This window comes from Streptomyces sp. NBC_01439, assembly GCF_036227605.1.
Lineage (GTDB): Bacteria > Actinomycetota > Actinomycetes > Streptomycetales > Streptomycetaceae > Streptomyces.
In genome coordinates this window covers 2,608,105-2,625,449 of the sequence record NZ_CP109487.1, presented here as the reverse complement: position 1 = coordinate 2,625,449, position 17,345 = coordinate 2,608,105, and the positions used below count along the sequence as shown (strand labels likewise).

Annotated in this window: 11 protein-coding genes; 6 read left to right on the top strand and 5 right to left on the bottom strand. The window is 69.4% G+C overall.

Annotated elements, in window-relative coordinates:
- Positions 1 to 386: 386 nt before the first annotated feature.
- Positions 387 to 1,916, bottom strand: coding sequence for a helix-turn-helix domain-containing protein (locus OG207_RS11485; protein WP_329098304.1), 1,530 nt, complete (start codon positions 1,914 to 1,916; stop codon positions 387 to 389).
- Positions 1,917 to 1,986: 70 nt separating this feature from the next.
- On the bottom strand, positions 1,987 to 2,472 hold the full coding sequence (locus OG207_RS11480; protein WP_329098303.1) for a MarR family winged helix-turn-helix transcriptional regulator: 486 nt from the start codon (positions 2,470 to 2,472) through the stop codon (positions 1,987 to 1,989).
- A 96-nt stretch (positions 2,473 to 2,568) separates the two neighbouring features.
- On the opposite strand from OG207_RS11480, the gene OG207_RS11475 reads away from it, so the two are divergent.
- Entirely contained in the window at positions 2,569 to 3,453 is an 885-nt protein-coding gene (locus OG207_RS11475) for a haloalkane dehalogenase (protein WP_329098302.1), read from the top strand.
- A 40-nt stretch (positions 3,454 to 3,493) separates the two neighbouring features.
- On the opposite strand, the gene OG207_RS11470 is transcribed toward OG207_RS11475, so the two are convergent.
- Positions 3,494 to 5,413, bottom strand: coding sequence for an amidohydrolase (locus OG207_RS11470; RefSeq protein ID WP_329098301.1), 1,920 nt, complete (start codon positions 5,411 to 5,413; stop codon positions 3,494 to 3,496).
- A 92-nt stretch (positions 5,414 to 5,505) separates the two neighbouring features.
- Between OG207_RS11470 and OG207_RS11465 the strand changes: the two genes are divergently transcribed.
- The 5 genes from OG207_RS11465 to OG207_RS11445 all read left to right on the top strand — a co-directional run bounded on the left by OG207_RS11465 (position 5,506) and on the right by OG207_RS11445 (position 13,114).
- Positions 5,506 to 6,603 (top strand): LacI family DNA-binding transcriptional regulator, encoded by a 1,098-nt coding sequence (locus OG207_RS11465; protein ID WP_329098299.1) that lies wholly within the window; start codon positions 5,506 to 5,508, stop codon positions 6,601 to 6,603.
- A gap of 155 nt (positions 6,604 to 6,758) precedes the next feature.
- On the top strand, positions 6,759 to 9,473 hold the full coding sequence (gene acnA, locus OG207_RS11460; RefSeq protein ID WP_329098297.1) for an aconitate hydratase AcnA: 2,715 nt from the start codon (positions 6,759 to 6,761) through the stop codon (positions 9,471 to 9,473).
- A gap of 299 nt (positions 9,474 to 9,772) precedes the next feature.
- Complete coding sequence (ngcE, locus tag OG207_RS11455; RefSeq protein ID WP_329098295.1) at positions 9,773 to 11,200, top strand: N-acetylglucosamine/diacetylchitobiose ABC transporter substrate-binding protein; 1,428 nt, start codon at positions 9,773 to 9,775, stop codon at positions 11,198 to 11,200.
- 20 nt (positions 11,201 to 11,220) lie between these two features.
- A complete protein-coding gene (locus tag OG207_RS11450; protein WP_329098293.1) occupies positions 11,221 to 12,165 on the top strand; it encodes a carbohydrate ABC transporter permease in 945 nt (314 codons plus the stop codon).
- 13 nt (positions 12,166 to 12,178) lie between these two features.
- Positions 12,179 to 13,114, top strand: coding sequence for a carbohydrate ABC transporter permease (locus OG207_RS11445; RefSeq protein WP_329098292.1), 936 nt, complete (start codon positions 12,179 to 12,181; stop codon positions 13,112 to 13,114).
- Here the strand turns inward: OG207_RS11445 and OG207_RS11440 are convergent.
- Positions 13,092 to 14,000, bottom strand: a complete 909-nt coding sequence (locus OG207_RS11440; RefSeq protein WP_329098290.1) for a hypothetical protein — start codon at positions 13,998 to 14,000, stop codon at positions 13,092 to 13,094. The two genes, OG207_RS11445 and OG207_RS11440, sit on opposite strands and share 23 nt — an antisense overlap.
- 117 nt (positions 14,001 to 14,117) lie before the next feature.
- Positions 14,118 to 16,838 carry a magnesium-translocating P-type ATPase gene (gene mgtA / locus OG207_RS11435; RefSeq protein ID WP_329098288.1) on the bottom strand — a complete coding sequence of 907 codons (2,721 nt, stop codon included), beginning with the start codon at positions 16,836 to 16,838 and terminating at the stop codon, positions 14,118 to 14,120.
- Between the last annotated feature and the right edge of the window lie 507 nt (positions 16,839 to 17,345).

Genomic DNA, 17,345 nt, shown 5'->3' with positions numbered 1-17,345 from the left:
AGGTGTAGGCATCGCGCAGCAACTCGGTTGCGCGCCCCAATTGGTGGGATGCCCGTGCGGCCACGCAGGCGAACGTAAGACACGCGACGAGTGACCGCCAAACACCCTGTTGGATCCCAGGCCGTAGCTCTGGCTTGGACTTTTGGTGGCAAAAGGCATGAAGCAACTGAGACCCTGTCACCCTCCGTAAGGGGTGACAGGGTTCGGATCGACACTCGAGGGCTGATGGAGTGTCAGCTAGCCGCCTGTTCGTTGCCCAGTTCTTGCGCAAGGTGACGGAAAGCGCCGGAAGATGTCGAGAGGTGCCGAAAGGTGTTTTCGCAGGTCAAGGGCTAGTTTCCAAGCCTCCAGGCTATGCCCTGATTGATCCCCACGTGTCCGGCTTCCTAGATGTCCCGGAAGATCTCGATCTGGGCGCCCACCGAGTTGAGGCGCTCGGCCAGTTCCTCGTAGCCGCGGTTGATCACGTAGACGTTGCGCAGCACCGAGGTGCCCTCGGCCGCCATCATCGCCAGGAGGACGACCACCGCGGGGCGCAGGGCCGGCGGGCACATCATTTCCGCCGCGCGCCAGCGCGTGGGGCCCTCGACCAGGACGCGGTGGGGGTCGAGGAGTTGGAGGCGGCCGCCGAGGCGGTTCAGGTCCGTCAGGTAGATGGCCCGGTTGTCGTACACCCAGTCGTGGATCAGGGTCTGGCCCTGCGCCACGGCGGCGATGGCCGCGAAGAAGGGGACGTTGTCGATGTTCAGCCCGGGGAACGGCATGGGGTGGATCTTGTCGATCGGGGCTTCGAGCTTCGAGGGGCGGACCGTGAGGTCGACCAGGCGGGTGCGGCCGTTGTCCGCGGTGTACTCCGCCGAGCGGTCGTGGTCCAGGCCCATCTCTTCCAGGACCGCGAGCTCGATCTCCATGAACTCGATCGGCACCCGGCGGATGGTGAGTTCCGACTCCGTGACGACCGCGGCGGCGAGCAGGCTCATCGCCTCGACCGGGTCCTCGGAGGGGGAGTAGTCCACGTCCACGTCGATGCTCGGGACGCCGTGGACGGTGAGCGTGGTGGTGCCGATGCCGTCGACCCGGACGCCCAGGGCCTCCAGGAAGAAGCACAGGTCCTGGACCATGTAGTTGGAGGAGGCGTTGCGGATGACGGTCACGCCATCGTGCCGGGCCGCGGCCAGCAGCGCGTTCTCGGTGACGGTGTCCCCGCGCTCGGTCAGCACGATCGGGCGGTCCGGGGAGATCCCGGGGACGACCTTCGCGTGGTAGATGCCCTCGGTCGCGGTGATGTCCAGGCCGAACCGGCGCAGGGCGATCATGTGCGGCTCGATGGTGCGGGTTCCGAGGTCGCAGCCGCCCGCGTAGGGGAGCCGGAAGGTCTCCATCCGGTGCAGCAGCGGGCCCAGGAACATGATGATGGACCGGGTCCGGCGGGCCGCGTCCGCGTCCATGGCCTCCATGTCGAGGCGGGCCGGCGGGATCAGCTCCAGGTCCACGCCGTCGTTGATCCAGCGGGTGCGCACGCCGATGGAGTTCAGGACCTCCAGCAGGCGGTAGACCTCCTCGATGCGGGCCACCCGCCGCAGCACCGTGCGGCCCTTGTTGAGCAGCGACGCGCAGAGCAGGGCGACGCAGGCGTTCTTGCTCGTCTTGACGTCGATGGCGCCGGAAAGGCGGCGGCCGCCCACCACGCGCAGGTGCATCGGGCCGGCGTAACCCAGGGAGACGATCTCGCTGTCGAGCGCTTCGCCGATTCGGGCGATCATCTCAAGGCTGATGTTCTGGTTGCCGCGCTCGATCCGGTTCACTGCGCTCTGGCTGGTGCCGAGGGCGTCGGCGAGCTGACTCTGTGTCCAGCCCCGGTGCTGCCGGGCGTCACGGATGAGCTTGCCGATGCGTACGAGGTAGTCGTCTGCCATGGGGGCACGCTATCTCAGATATGAGATGACCCTTGCGTTGGGTGCGGCAAATGGGTGAATTGAGTGGAAGTTACCGGCCATCAGATCCCATGACGGGGTCTCCGTACGCGTGATGGTCGACGATGCGGCCCAGTAGGCGGGTGAGCTGCTCGCGCTCCTCGATTGACAGCGGGGCCAGTAGTTCCTCCTGGGCCGCGGCGAGGATCCGTTCCAGTGTGCGCAGGTGTCGCCGACCGGGCGGTGTGAGGGTGATGACGTTGCGCCTGCGGTCCTCGGGGTCGGGGGTGCGCTCCACCAGTTCGCGCGCGGCGAGTTCGTTGATGACGGCGACCAGGTCGCTGCGGTGGATGCCGGTGCGGGCGCTGAGGGCGGCTTGGCTCGCCGGGCCTGACTCTTCGAGGGCGACCAGGGCCGCGTAGTGCCATTTGCGGGCATCTGCCCCACTTAGCCCCTCGGTCACGAGTCGCTGCGCGTGGGTGGACGCCTGTCCCAGCAGTCGGCTGGGTAGTTCGCGCAGTCGTGCGGGGACGAGGGGTCCGTTCTCTTCCGTGGTCATGGGGTGATGCTACCCGTTGCGTTAGTGACACTAACGATATAGCTTCGTTTGTGTTGCAAACGTTAGTCAGGCCAACGATTACGGAAGGGGCCTTCCATGCCCACGATCGACGTACTCGACTCGACGATGTACTACGAGGACCTCGGTGACGCCGGCGCGCGCTCCGGCGGCGTCCCCTTCGTGTTCCTGCACGGCAACCCGACCTCCTCCCACCTCTGGCGGGGCGTCCTGCCCCGGATCGGGGGCGGGGTCCGGGTCCTGGCCCCGGACCTCATCGGGATGGGCCGCTCCGGAAAGCCGGGCGGGGAGTACCGCTTCGAGGACCACGCCCGCTACCTGGACGCGTGGTTCGACGCCCTCGGGCTCCACGAGGTGGTGATGGTCGGTCAGGACTGGGGCGGGGCGCTCGCCTTCGACCGGGCCGCCCGTCACCCCGACCGGGTCCGCGGCATCGCCTTCATGGAGACGATCGTGCGGCCGCTGAGCTGGGCGCAGTACCCGCCCGCCGCGCGAGCCCGGTTCGAGGCGATCCGCACCCCGGGCGTGGGGGAGGAGATGGTCCTGGACCGGAACGTCTTCATCGAGGACAGCATCCGGCAGACGGTGCTGAACCCGATGGGCGAGGCGGACCGCGCCGTCTACGCCGCCCCCTACCCGACCCGCGGGAGCCGGCTGCCCATGCTGCGGTGGGCCCGCTCGCTGCCGATCGACGGCGATCCGGCCGATGTGCACGCCGTCGTCGAGAGGTACGACGCCTGGCTGGCCGACAGCCCGGACGTGCCCAAGCTGCTGCTCACCTTCGACGGCTCACCGGCCCTGATGGTCGGCCCCGAGACGGTCGCCTGGTGCGAGGAGAACGTTTCGGCGCTGGAGAGCGAGTACTGCGGCCCGGCCGCCCACCTCTGCCCCGAGGACCGGCCCGAGGAGATCGCCGCGGCACTCAACTCCTGGGCGGCCCGCCACGGCCTCGCGGTGGGCTGAGCCAGGCGGGGCGCCCCATCGGCGCCCCGCCGGCCCCCGCTCAGTGCTTGCAGGCGTGGTGGCGCCCCCCGGCGTGCACCGTCGCGTACGAGGCCGGGCGCGGGCCCGAGGCGGCGCCCGCAACCCGCGCCGAGGCCGCCCTGCCCGACGCCGAATCCGCGTCGTGCACCACGCGGCCGCCGACCAGGGTCATCCGTACCCCCGTCCCGCTGATGTCGGCCACCGGGCAGCGCGTCACGTCCCGGTCCAGCACCACCAGGTCCGCCGCCCGGCCCGGCTCCACCGTGCCCGTCAGCTCCTCCTGGCGCAGCTGCCACGCCGTCCCCGACGTGTGCATCCGCAGGACCGCGTCCCGGCCGAGCCCCTCCAGTTCGCGGTAGAGCGGGCCCGCCCCGAAGGCGCCCTGGCGGTCGATCGCCGTCCGCAGCTGGTTCCACACCTGGAGGGCGTCCACCGGCCAGTCGGAGCCGCCCGACAGCCGCGCCCCCGCCTGCTCCAGGCTCCGCGCCGGGTACATCCACCGGTGCCGCTCGGGTCCGATGTAGGGCAGGAGCGCCTCCATCGTCCAGGTGTCCTTCGCCGCCCACTGGAGCTGCATGCACGCCGTGACCCCCAGCTGCGCGAAACGCCGCAGGTCCGCCGGGTCCACGAGCTGCAGGTGCGCCACCGCGTTGCGGGCGTCCCGCAGGCCCGTCACCCGCTTGGCGTACGCGTACCCGTCCAGGGCCGTGCGCACCGCACGGTCGCCGAGGCCGTGCGCGTGCATCTGCCAGCCCGCCCGGTTGAAGGCGGCGCTGAGCCGGCCGTAGTCCGCCGCCGAGGTGTAGAGCTCGCCCCGGTTGCCGGTCGGCCGGCCCTGTCCGTCGAGATAGGGCTTCAGCAGCGCGGCGGTCTGCGCCGGGTACTCGATGACCCCGTCCAGGAACACCTTGACCATCCCGAACCGCAGCCCCCGTACACCGGCGAACTCCCGCCGCAGGCCCTGCGCGTACGCCAGCGATCCCGCCGGGTCCTTGGTCTGCTCCGCCTCCAGCCGGATCGCCGGGACGATCCGCTGCGGCAGCTTCCCCGCCGCCGACAGGGCCTGGTACAGCTCCAGTTCGTGCCGTCCCACCAGGGCGTCCATCATCGTCGTGACCCCGGACGCGGCCGCCAGCTCCAGCACCTTGGCGCACGCCGCGACCAGGTCGGCCCGGGTGGGCTCGGGGACGTGCCGCCGCACCAGGCCCTGGGCGTCGTCCTTCAGGACGCCCGTCGGTCGCCCGTCCGCGCCCTTGACCACCTTGCCGCCGACCGGGTCGGGCGTGGCCGCCGTGATCCCGGCGATGTCCAGGGCCCGCTGGTTGGCCCACAGGTTGTGCCCGTCACCGCCGACCAGGGCGATCGGCCGCCGGGTCGGGAGCGCGTCCAGCATCGTGTGGTGGGGGTTGGTGCCCACGGGGAGCAGCCCGACCGGGTTCCAGTCCTCGACCACCAGCCAGCGGTCGGGCTCCGCGCCCGCGCCGCCCGTGTCGGCCAGGAAGCCGGTCAGGATCTCCTGGAGCTCGGCCAAGGTGGTCTCCGCGCCCTCCAGCGAGGGGGACAGCGAACGCTCGCCCGCGCCGAGCGGGTGGACGTGGCCGTCGTGGATGCCGCTCATGACCGTGTTGCCCCGGGCGTCGACGACCTCGGTGTCCCGGCCCATGTACCGGCGCAGCGCCGCGTTCGTGCCGGTGGCCCAGATCTTGCCGTCCCGGCCGACCGCGACGGCCTCGACGGGCGCCCGGCCGCCGGTCCCGGTGAACACCGAGGCGTGGTGGACCACCAGGGCCGCCGAACCGCGCCCGGGGGAGGGAGCGGCCGAGGGCGCCGGGGAGGCCGCGGCCGGAGCGGCCCCCAGCAGGCCCGTGGCCCCGGCGACCCCGGTGATCCCCGCGGCGGCGAGGAGTCCCCGGCGGGAAAGGTGCGAAGAAGACGTCATGCCCACTCCAAACGTTGGTGTGGCCAGGACACTGTTTGATTAACCGCTTAACCAGAAGCCGCCTCCGGCGACGAAATCCGTACGATGGCCGCGTGCCAGAGCACCCACCCGCGCCGGGACCGACGCCGGGACCGACGCCAGGACCGACCCTCGCCGACATCGCGCGCGCCGCAGAGGTCTCCACCGCGACCGTCTCGCACGCGCTCAACGGCACCGGCCGCCTCGGCGAGTCCACCCGGCGACGGGTCCGCGAGGTGGCGGGCGCGCTCGGCTACGGAGCCCGCCGCGGTCCGCGCACCCGCACCCTCGGGGTCGCGGTGACCACGTACGCGGGGGACGCCTGGGACTTCGTGCGGATCGCCTACTTCTCCCGCTGGCTCACCGCGGCGACCTCGGCCGCGCACGCGCACGGGTACGCCCTGACCACCCTGCCCGCCGACCGGGGGGCCGAGCCGCTGTGGCACACCCTCGCCGTGGACGGGATGCTGCTGCTCGACAGCCCGGCCGGCGACCCGGTGCTGCGGGCCCTGCGGGCGCGGGGTCTGCCGGTGGTCTTCGACGGGCGGCCGCCCGACCCCTGGCCGGGGGACGTGTGGGTGGACAACGACCACACCGCCACCACCCGGGAGGTGCTCGACCACCTCGCGGGGTCCGGGGCCCGGCGGATCGCACTGCACTCGGGCTACGGCCGGGAGTTCTACACCGGGGCCGTCACCTCGACCTACGAACAATGGTGCGCGGAGCGGGGCCTGGCTCCCCTCCTGATCCCCTTCGACCCGGACGACGCCGCGGGGCACGCCTTCGACTCCGCCTTCGCCGGGCCGGACCGCCCCGACGCCGTCTACTGCGTGTACGACCCGGGGGGCCGGCAGGTGCTGGCCGCCGCCGCGCGCCACGGTCTGCGCACGCCCGGCGCGCCCGGCGCGCCCGGCAATCCCGGCATACCGGGATTCCCCGGCAACCCGGGGCACGACGGGCTGCTGCTCGTCTGCGCCAGCGAGGATCCGGCGTACGCCGAGACCGAACCCGCCGTGACCACCGTCACCCTCGATCCCGAGCGGATCGCCGCTTCGGCGGTGTCTGTCCTGGTCAACCTGATCGAATCCGGGCATGCGGAATCGCCTGGTCAGCTGACGGTCCCGGCAGGACTGCGGGTGCGCGCCTCGTCCCTCCCCCCGGACATGTACTAGAGTTATCTCGACATCGAGATATCTGCCGAAGGCGTACCGCAGCCGCCCCCGCTGGTAAGGGTTACCTAACTTAGCCCTACCTTAGCGGATTGGCCAAGGGGCGTGGCGGCAGGATTGCGGTAATACGCGCGAATTCATGCATGAAGGAGACTGTCGTGTCGGCGAACAGCTTCGACGCCCGCAGCACGCTGCAGGTGGGCGACGAGTCGTACGAGATCTTCCGGCTGGACAAGGTCGAGGGCTCCGCCCGCCTGCCCTACAGCCTGAAGGTGCTGCTGGAGAACCTGCTCCGCACCGAGGACGGCGCGAACATCACCGCCGACCACATCCGGGCGCTCGGTGGCTGGGACTCGCAGGCCCAGCCCAGCCAGGAGATCCAGTTCACGCCGGCCCGCGTGATCATGCAGGACTTCACCGGCGTCCCCTGCGTGGTGGACCTCGCCACGATGCGCGAGGCCGTGAAGGCGCTCGGCGGCGACCCGGCGAAGATCAACCCGCTCTCGCCCGCCGAGATGGTGATCGACCACTCGGTCATCGCCGACAAGTTCGGCACGAAGGACGCCTTCGCGCAGAACGTCGAGCTGGAGTACGGCCGCAACAAGGAGCGCTACCAGTTCCTGCGCTGGGGCCAGACCGCCTTCGACGACTTCAAGGTCGTCCCCCCGGGCACCGGCATCGTCCACCAGGTCAACATCGAGCACCTGGCCCGCACGGTCATGGTCCGGGGTGGCCAGGCCTACCCCGACACCCTCGTCGGCACCGACTCGCACACCACCATGGTCAACGGCCTCGGCGTGCTGGGCTGGGGCGTCGGCGGCATCGAGGCCGAGGCCGCGATGCTCGGCCAGCCGGTCTCCATGCTGATCCCGCGGGTCGTCGGCTTCAAGCTGACCGGCGAGCTGCCCACTGGCACCACCGCCACCGACCTGGTGCTGACCATCACCGAGATGCTGCGCAAGCACGGTGTCGTCGGCAAGTTCGTCGAGTTCTACGGTGAGGGCGTCGCCGCCACCTCCCTCGCGAACCGCGCCACCATCGGCAACATGTCGCCGGAGTTCGGCTCCACCGCCGCGACCTTCCCGATCGACGGCGAGACCCTGAAGTACCTGCGCCTGACCGGCCGCTCCGAGCAGCAGGTCGCGCTCGTCGAGGCGTACGCCAAGGAGCAGGGCCTGTGGCTGGACCCGGCCGCCGAGCCGGACTTCTCCGAGAAGCTGGAGCTCGACCTCTCCACGGTCGTCCCCTCCATCGCCGGCCCGAAGCGCCCGCAGGACCGCATCGTCCTCGCCAACGCCGCCGAGCAGTTCGCCGTGGACGTGCGCAACTACGTCGAGGACGACGACGAGGCGGGCAAGGAGTCCTTCCCGGCCTCCGACGCCCCGGCCGCCACCAACGGCGTGCCGACCCGCCCGACCCTGGTCACCCTGGCCGACGGCTCCTCCTTCGAGATCGACCACGGCGCCGTCACCGTCGCCGCGATCACCTCGTGCACCAACACCTCGAACCCCTACGTCATGGTCGCCGCGGCGCTCGTGGCCAAGAAGGCGGTCGAGAAGGGCCTGTCCCGCAAGCCGTGGGTCAAGACCACCCTGGCCCCGGGCTCGAAGGTCGTCACCGACTACTTCGACAAGGCCGGCCTGACCCCGTACCTCGACAAGATGGGCTTCAACCTCGTCGGGTACGGCTGCACCACCTGCATCGGCAACTCCGGTCCGCTGGACGAGGAGATCTCGAAGGCGATCAACGAGCACGACCTCGCGGTCACCTCGGTGCTCTCGGGCAACCGCAACTTCGAGGGCCGGATCAACCCCGACGTCAAGATGAACTACCTGGCCTCCCCGCCGCTGGTCGTCGCGTACGCCATCGCGGGCTCCATGAAGGTGGACATCACCAAGGACGCCATCGGCACCGACACCGACGGCAAGCCGGTCTTCCTCGCGGACATCTGGCCCTCCGAGGCCGAGGTCAACGACGTCGTGGCGAACGCCATCGGCGAGGACATGTTCAGCAAGTCCTACAGCGACGTCTTCGCGGGCGACGCCCAGTGGCAGGCGCTGTCGATCCCGACCGGCAACACCTTCGAGTGGGACCCGCAGTCCACCTACGTCCGCAAGCCCCCCTACTTCGAGGGCATGACGATGGAGACCACCCCGGTCTCCGACATCGCCGGCGCGCGCGTGTTGGCGAAGCTGGGCGACTCGGTCACCACCGACCACATCTCCCCGGCCGGTGCGATCAAGGCCGACACCCCGGCCGGCAAGTACCTCACCGAGCACGGCGTCGAGCGCCGCGACTTCAACTCGTACGGTTCCCGCCGAGGCAACCACGAGGTCATGATCCGCGGTACCTTCGCCAACATCCGCCTGCGCAACCAGATCGCGCCGGGCACCGAGGGCGGCTTCACCCGCGACTTCACCGTCGACGGCGCGCCGGTCTCCTTCATCTACGACGCCTCGCAGAACTACCAGGCCGCCGGCATCCCGCTGGTCATCCTGGCGGGCAAGGAGTACGGCTCCGGCTCCTCCCGTGACTGGGCGGCCAAGGGCACCGCGCTGCTCGGCGTCAAGGCCGTCATCGCCGAGTCCTACGAGCGCATCCACCGCTCCAACCTGATCGGCATGGGCGTCCTGCCCCTGCAGTTCCCGGAGGGTGCCACCGCGGCTTCCCTCGGCCTCACCGGCGAGGAGACCTTCGCCTTCACCGGTGTGGAGGAGCTGAACAACGGCACCACCCCGCGCACCGTCAAGGTGACCACCGACACCGGTGTGGAGTTCGACGCGGTCGTCCGCATCGACACGCCGGGTGAGGCGGACTACTACCGCAACGGCGGCATCATGCAGTACGTGCTCCGGAACCTCATCCGCGGCTGAGCCACGGCATAGGCGCCGAAGGGCCGTACCCCCGTCCAGGGGGTACGGCCCTTCCGTTCGTCCGGCGGCGTGTCCATGTGACGGACAGGTCTCAACTCGGAAAAACTGGTGGCCATAAATGTGCATGATCTTGCTCACACGAGCGCAAGTGGACTATACCTGTGCCCGTCCGGATCACCGCGAGACGAGTGGTTCCGGGCCGGGGGACGGGCGGGGCCCTGTGGTGATGTCCGCGTGCACGGCCACCACCGTGAATCTCCGGCCTCCTTCACACTTCTGACGAAGGCGAGGACAAGAGCATGGGATCCACTGGTGAGGGCCTCGGACGCCGCGACCTGATCAAGCGCTCCGCAGCACTCGGACTGATCACGGTACCGACGATGAGCTTCCTGTCCGCCTGTGCCTCCGGCGGTGCGGAGAACTCCACGAAGGGCCCGGACAAGGCGGCGGTGACCAAGGAGAACCCCTTCGGCGTCGCCAAGGGCGGCAAGCTGGACGTCGTCGTCTTCAAGGGCGGGTTCGGCGACGACTACGCGAAGGCCTGGGAGGCCGCCTTCGACAAGAAGTGGGGCACCACCAGCTCCCACCTGGGCACCCAGGAGATCACCGCCAAGCTGCAGCCCCGCTTCAACGGCGGGACCCCGCCGGACGTCGTCGACGACTCCGGCGCCCAGAAGATCCCGCTGGACGTGCTCGGCAAGGGCGGCCAGTTGGCCGAGCTCAACGCCGTCCTCGACGCGCCCTCGCTCGACGACCCGAGCAAGAAGGTGCGCGACACCCTGGTGGACGGGGCCGTCGAACAGGGCATGCTGGGCGGCAAGTACCTCGTCCTGAAGTACGTGTACGCCGTGTTCGGCTTCTGGTACTCGGGCAAGCTCTTCAAGGAGAAGGGCTGGGCGCCGCCCAAGACCTGGGACGAGTTCCTCGACGTCTGTACGAAGGCCAAGGACGCGGGCATCGGCGGCCTCGCCCACCAGGGCAAGTTCCCGTACTACATCAACGTCGTCATCATGGACCTGATCGCCAAGAAGGGCGGTCCGGACGCGGTGAAGGCGATCGACAACCTCGAACCGAACGCCTTCGAGGGCAACGCGGCCGCCCTCGCCGCGGTCGAGGCGGTCTACGAGGTGGTCGAGAAGGGCCTGCTGATGCCGGGCACCAACGGCCTCACCCACACGGAGTCCCAGACGGCCTGGAACCAGTACAAGGCCGCCTTCATCCCCTGCGGGTCCTGGCTGGAGAACGAGCAGCTCAAGCAGACCCCGGAGGACTTCGACATGAAGTTCCTGCCGGTGCCCCTGCTCGCGGACAGCAAGATGCCCCTCGCAGCCATCCGGGCCGGCGTCGACGAGCCGTTCATCGTCCCGGAGAAGGCCGCCAACAAGGCCGCGGCCCTGGAATTCCTCCGTTCGATGCTGTCCCGGGAATGGTCGACGATTTTCGCCCAGCAGGCCAACTCGCTCACGGTGGTCAAGGACGGCGTGGACCCGGGCGTCAAGCTGCGGCCCGGCACCCAGGCGGCGGTCGAGGCGCTCAAGGCGGCGGGCACCAACACCTTCAGCTATCGCTACCCCGACTGGTACAGCGAGATGGACACGGAGATCCAGAACGCGTCCAATGAGCTCATGGCGCAGCGGATCCAGCCCAAGGAGTGGATCAAGCGGGCACAGGCCGCGGTGAACAAGGCGGCGCAGGACCCGAACGCCAAGAACAACAAGCGCAGCTGACCACTGCGGGGACGGACACCATGAGCCACGTAGCCCAGGGGAGAGGGAAGTACGGTTTCATCGCCGGCTTCCTCTTCGCGCCCCTCGCACTGTACCTGACCTTCGTCATCTGGCCGTACGTGCAGACGTTCGGCTACTCCTTCACCAACTGGACCGGGCAGTCACCGACGTTCGACTTCGTCGGCACGGACAACTACGCGGCCCTGCTCAAGGACGAGGTCTTCCGCGGCGCGCTCTGGCACAACCTGCTGCTCCTGGTGTTCGTCCCGCTCGTCACCATCCTCCTCGCCCTCTTCTTCGCTTTCATGGTGAACGCGGGCGGGCGCGGCGGGGCCGGCGGAGTGCAGGGGGTCGGCGGCTCGCGCTTCTACAAGGTCGTCTACTTCTTCCCGCAGGTCCTCTCCCTCGCCATCCTCTCCGTGCTCTTCGGCGCGATCTACCGCAGCGACGAGGGCGGCCTGCTCAATGGCTTCCTGACCGGGCTCGGCCTGATCGACGCGAACCACCCGGTCGAATGGCTCAACGAGCCGAACCTCGTCCTGTGGTGCCTGCTCCTCGTCGTCGTCTGGCACGGCGTCGGCTTCTACCTCGTCCTCTTCTCCGCGGCGATGCAGTCGGTCCCCAAGGACGTCTACGAGGCCGCGCTCCTCGACGGCGCCGGGCGCGCCCAGACCTTCTTCAAGGTCACCCTGCCCCTGCTGTGGGACTCCGTGCAGACCTCCGCGGTCTACCTGGGCATCGCCGCGATGGACATGTTCGTGCTGGTGTCGACCATGACCTCGGGCCAGTTCGGCGGCGGCCCCGACCACCACAGCGAGGTCATGTCGACCGTGCTGATGCGCAACTTCCTCTACTTCGGCAAGAGCGGATACGCCTGCGCCATGGGCGTGGTCATGCTCGCCCTGACCATGATCCTCTCCGTCATCACGCTGCGCGCCACCCGCCGCGAGCGCATCGAGTTCTGAGGGGAGTTCCACGATGACCACACCGTCCACAGTGATCAAGGCTCCGGGCGAGCAGGCCCCGGAGCGGTCCGGCGCCACCGGACGGCCGGGGAAGCGGGAGGGGCGCCGTTCCGAGGGCACGACCCTCAACGTCTTCTCGCACGGCTTCCTGGTCGTCTGGGCCATCATGATCGTGCTGCCCCTGCTCTGGCTGGCGCTCGGCGCCTTCAAGACCGACGCGCAGATCGGCGGCTCGGCCCTGAGCTGGCCCTCCAACTGGCACTTCGACGCCTTCGGGCGGGCCTGGACGAAGGGCATCGGGGGCTACTTCGCCAACACCCTCATCGTGCTGGTGTTCTCGGTCCCGCTGACCATGCTCTTCGGCTCCATGGCCGCGTACGTACTGGCCCGCTACCCCTTCACGGGCAACCGGCTCATCTACTACTTCTTCGTCAGCGGGGCGATGTTCCCCGTGTTCCTGGCGCTCGTACCGCTCTTCTTCATGGTCAAGCGCTTCGACATGCTGAACACCTACCAGGGCCTGGTCCTGGTGTACGTCGCCTACTCGATGCCCTTCACGGTCTTCTTCATGCACTCCTTCTTCCGGACGCTGCCCACCGCGATCCACGAGGCGGCGGTCATCGACGGGGCCTCCGACACCCGGATCTTCTTCCAGGTGATGCTGCCGATGGCCAAGCCCGGCCTGATCAGCGTCGGGATCTTCAACGTCCTGGGCCAGTGGAACCAGTACATCCTGCCCGCCGTGCTGATGCAGCCGCAGAGCAGCGCCGACCCCGAGCGGTACATGCTCACCCAGGGGCTCATCCAGCTCCAGTACCAGATGGGCTACGAGACGGACCTGCCGGTGCTGTTCGCCGGCGCCACCATCGCGATGGTCCCGATGCTGGTGGTCTACCTTTCCTTCCAGCGTCAGATCCAGGCGGGCCTCACCTCGGCGACGCTGAAGTAGCGCCCCCGAACCCGGGGCTGTCGGAGGCCTTGTCCAGCCTGTAGAGATCTCCGGAACCCGGGCCGCCGATGTGCTGGATGATCCGGGGGTCCTCGGCGGTGCCGCCGACCTCCCAGGCGGGCCAGTTGCAGCCCGGGATGTCTATGTGGACCCTCTGCGTCCGGACGTCCCGGCCGCCCTCGTAGACCCAGGTCCCGGAGCCCCAGCAGCCCGGCGACGGGTCGTTGGGGTAGTCGGAGGCGAAGCGCCTGCCGACGCCGGTGGCGGCGACCCGGCCGTCCGAGGTGAAGACCAGGTCGTGGCCCATGCGGTCGTTCCAGAGGCCGACCATGGTCTGCGGTCCGATCGCCGGCGGCTCGTACGCGGGCAACAGGCCGACGGCCAGCCCGAGCGCGCCGAACATCCCCGTCCCCACCACCACCCCCGTGCCCCACCGCGCCACCCGCCCCAGCAGCCGGTCGCCCCGGGGCAGGGCGATCAGTGCGCCCGCCGAGAGCGAGGCCGTGGCCGAGACCCAGAAGAGCAGCGTGGCCCGCGTCTGCGTGTCGTTGTACGCCGCGTAGCCGAAGACGGGGGGCGCCAGCAGGGCCGCCACGATCAGCGGCGCCGACCACCAGGCCGCGTGCCTGCCGAGCCATCGGCCGAGGAGGTCGGCCAGCGCGACCGCCGGCAGGACGAAGACCAGCGACAGCAGGAACGAGATGAAGCCGATGAGGGGCACGGTGGCGACCAGGTCCGCCCCGATCTCGACCCAGTCCGGGGCCCTGTCCGGCGGCGGCTGCGTCCGCACGTACAGCACGACCACCACGACGGTGAGTGCGACCTCCAGGAGTCCCACCAGCGTCGAGACCACCAGCACGACTGCGTACGACCGTTTCTGATGCACGATCAACCCCCCCTCGTGGCACGGCGGACCCACGGTCCGCCCGGCTGGCGACGTCCTGGATCCATAGTGCCAGCCGGGCTGAACGTGTTCAATTAATTCTGCGCGTTCCGCCCTCTCCTACAGCCAGGTGCCGAACCGGCGGACGTACCAGGTCTTCACGAGCTGGGTGAGCGTGCAGTACGCGAGCAGTACGCCGATCAGCCACGGGAAGTAGCTCGCCGGCAGGGCCACGAAGCCCAGCGAGGGCGCCAGCGGCGAGAAGGGCAGCCAGAGCCCGGTCAGCACCGCGAGGGCGGTCATCACCATCACCGGCCAGGAGGCGCGGGACTGGATGAAGGGGATCTTCCGGGTACGGATCATGTGGACGACCAGGGTCTGCGAGAGCAGGCCCTCGATGAACCAGCCGGACTGGAAGAGGGACTGGCTCGCCTCGCTGTTCGCCGCGAAGACGTGCCACATGATCAGGAACATCGAGATGTCGAAGATCGAGCTGATCGGGCCGATGGTGACCACGAAGCGGCCGATGCCCTTGGCGTCCCAGTTGCGGGGCTTGCGTAGGTACTCCTCGTCCATCCGGTCCCAAGGGGTCGCCAGCTGCGCGATGTCGTAGACCAGGTTCTGGACGAGCAGCATGATCGCGAGCATCGGCTGGAAGGGGATGAAGGCGCTCGCCACCAGGACCGAGAAGACGTTGCCGAAGTTCGACGACGCGGTCATCTTGATGTACTTGATCGTGTTGCCGAAGGTGGTCCGGCCCTGGACGACGCCCTGCTCCAGGACGGTCAGGTCCTTCTCCAACAGGATGATGTCGGCCGACTCCTTGGCGATGTCCACCGCAGTGTCCACCGAGATGCCGACATCGGCGTCGCGCAGCGCGGCCGCGTCGTTGATGCCGTCGCCGAGGAACCCCACGGTGTGTCCCTCGGCCTGCAGGGCCCGGACGATCCGGGCCTTCTGGACCGGGTTGACCTTGGCGAAGACCGTCGTACGGGCGGCCAGCCGGCGCAGTTCCGCGTCGTCGAGGGCGTCGGTCGCGGGGCCGAGCACCACCTGCCCGACGTCGATGCCGACGTCGGCGCAGACCCGGGCGGCGACGAGGTCGTTGTCGCCGGTGACGACCTTGACCGCGATGCCCTTGTCGGCCAGGCCCGTCAGGGCCCGGGCGGCGTCGGCCTTCGGCGGGTCGAGGAAGGCGAGGAAGCCGACCAGCGTCAGCCCGTCCTCGTCCGCGACCGAGTAGGTCTCGCGCGGGGTGTCCATCGTGCGGGTGGCGACGGCGAGGACCCGCAGGCCCCGCCGGTTGTTGTCCTCGGCGATCCGGGTGACGTGCCACCGCAGCTGTTCGGTCAGCTCGACCTCCGCACCGCGGTCCCTCATGTGGGTGCAGAGGTCCAGGACCTCCTCCACGGCACCCTTGGTGATCATGATGTGCTCGTGGCGGCCGAAGTCGCCGACCACGGAATTGCGGTCCAGGACCACGGACATCCGGCGCCGGGCGAAGTCGAAGGGGATCTCGTCGACCATCGAGAACCGTGCGTCGACGACAACCTCCTCGGCCTCGTCCACGCGGTCGATGACCGCCTGGTCCATCAGGTTCTTCAGGCCGGTCTGGAAGCGCGAGTTGAGGTAGCCGTACTCCAGGACCTCGCCGTCCTCGTTTCCGTGCACGTCCAGGTAGCGGTCCAGGACGATCCGGTCCTCGGTGAGGGTGCCGGTCTTGTCCGTGCAGAGCACGTCCATCGCGCCCAGGTTCTGGATCGCGCCCAGCCGCTTGACGACCACCTTCCGCCGGGACATGGCGACCGCGCCGCGCGCCAGGTTGGCGGAGACGACCATCGGCAGCATTTCGGGGGTCAGCCCGACGGCGACGGCGATGCCGAAGAGGAAGGCCTCGTCCCAGTCGCCCTTGGTGAAACCGTTGATCATGAAGACGACGGGGACCATCACCAGCATGAAGCGGATCAGCAGGAAGCTCACCCGGCGCACGCCGGTGTTGAAGTTGGTCTGCGGGCGCTCGCCGACGAGCGAGCCGGCCATCGAACCGAAGTAGGTGTCGGCGCCGGTGGCGACCACGACCCCGACGGCGGTGCCGGAGGTGACCGAGGTGCCCATCAGGGCCAGGTTGTCGGCCTCCACGGGGTCGGTGGTCTCCTGCTGGCCGAGGTCCTGTGCACGGGTGTCGGCCTTGGCCACCGGCAGGGACTCGCCGGACAGCGCGGCCTGGCTGACATTGAGGTCCTTGGCCGTGACTATGCGCAGGTCGGCCGGGATCAGGTCGCCGGCCGCCAGCTTGACCACGTCGCCCGGGACCACCTGGTCCATGGGCACCTCGAACGTGGCGGGAGCGGAGCCGCTGCCGGCCCGGCGCTGCACCGCGCACGTGGTGGTGACGAGCTCCTTCAGCGCGTCGGCGGCGCGGCCCGAGCGGAACTCCTGCCAGAACCGCAGCAGACCGCTGATCCCCACCATCACGGAGAGGATGACGACGCCCGGGTCCGCGGGGTCCTGCCAGTACATGACCGCCACCAGGAAGACCAGGACGGCGATGAAGGGGTTGCAGTAGGCCCGTGCCAGCTGGAGGTGCCAGCGGGGGGCACGCTCGTGCGCGACGGTGTTGGGGCCGTGCCGCTCCAGGCGCAGCGCGGCCTCATCGTGGGTGAGGCCGGCCGGGGAGGTGTCCACCTCCTGGAGGACCTGGACGCCCGAGCGGGCGCTGATCGCGGCCAGCCGCTCGCCGACGAGCCGGGTGCGGGCCTGGAGCTCGGCGGCCTTGCGCTCGCGACGGGTGGGGCCCGGCGGTGCGAGCGTGGTCGGGGTACGGGGGGTGAGCATGGTCATGGCGAATACCTCCCTCCACGGTGTCCGGGCAGCGCGGAGCCGATCGGTCACGTGGAGTGATCAGGGGTCGGCGCACGGGGACCCCGAGGGGCCGCGTCCACGCCGACGAGCACGGATGACGCACGCCCGGCGGAGTTGGCAGGGCATGCGGAAGGAAGGGAGTGTGGAAGAAAGGAACGCGCAGCAACGCGAGCGCGCACGGGGACAGCGGTCCACCGCTGCCGTGCGTACGCAGGGAAAGGTCAGCCGGTCACAAGGTCAACCGACGAGAGCGCTGCAAGGACTTCGATCGGGACTCATCCCGAACACCTCCTTGTGTAGCGCGGTCATTACGAAACGCCCGATCCGGCCGGAAAGGCCACAGAAGATCGGCGTCCCAGTGACCGTAACACGATCCAGGGGGCCGCTTCTCTCCCCTTTTAGGTCAGTAGTGGCCGTTTCATGCCGCGTCAGCCTCTTGACGTCTGGATGTGCAAAGGCTCGACTTAAGGTTCACAAGTTGGAGAG

Coding starts and splice junctions, on each gene's coding strand:
- OG207_RS11485 (WP_329098304.1), bottom strand. CDS start 1,916: ATGGCAGACGACTACCTCGTACGCATCGGCAAGCTCATCCGTGACGCC.
- OG207_RS11480 (WP_329098303.1), bottom strand. CDS start 2,472: ATGACCACGGAAGAGAACGGACCCCTCGTCCCCGCACGACTGCGCGAA.
- OG207_RS11475 (WP_329098302.1), top strand. CDS start 2,569: ATGCCCACGATCGACGTACTCGACTCGACGATGTACTACGAGGACCTC.
- OG207_RS11470 (WP_329098301.1), bottom strand. CDS start 5,413: ATGACGTCTTCTTCGCACCTTTCCCGCCGGGGACTCCTCGCCGCCGCG.
- ngcE (WP_329098295.1), top strand. CDS start 9,773: ATGGGATCCACTGGTGAGGGCCTCGGACGCCGCGACCTGATCAAGCGC.
- OG207_RS11450 (WP_329098293.1), top strand. CDS start 11,221: ATGAGCCACGTAGCCCAGGGGAGAGGGAAGTACGGTTTCATCGCCGGC.
- OG207_RS11445 (WP_329098292.1), top strand. CDS start 12,179: ATGACCACACCGTCCACAGTGATCAAGGCTCCGGGCGAGCAGGCCCCG.
- mgtA (WP_329098288.1), bottom strand. CDS start 16,838: ATGACCATGCTCACCCCCCGTACCCCGACCACGCTCGCACCGCCGGGC.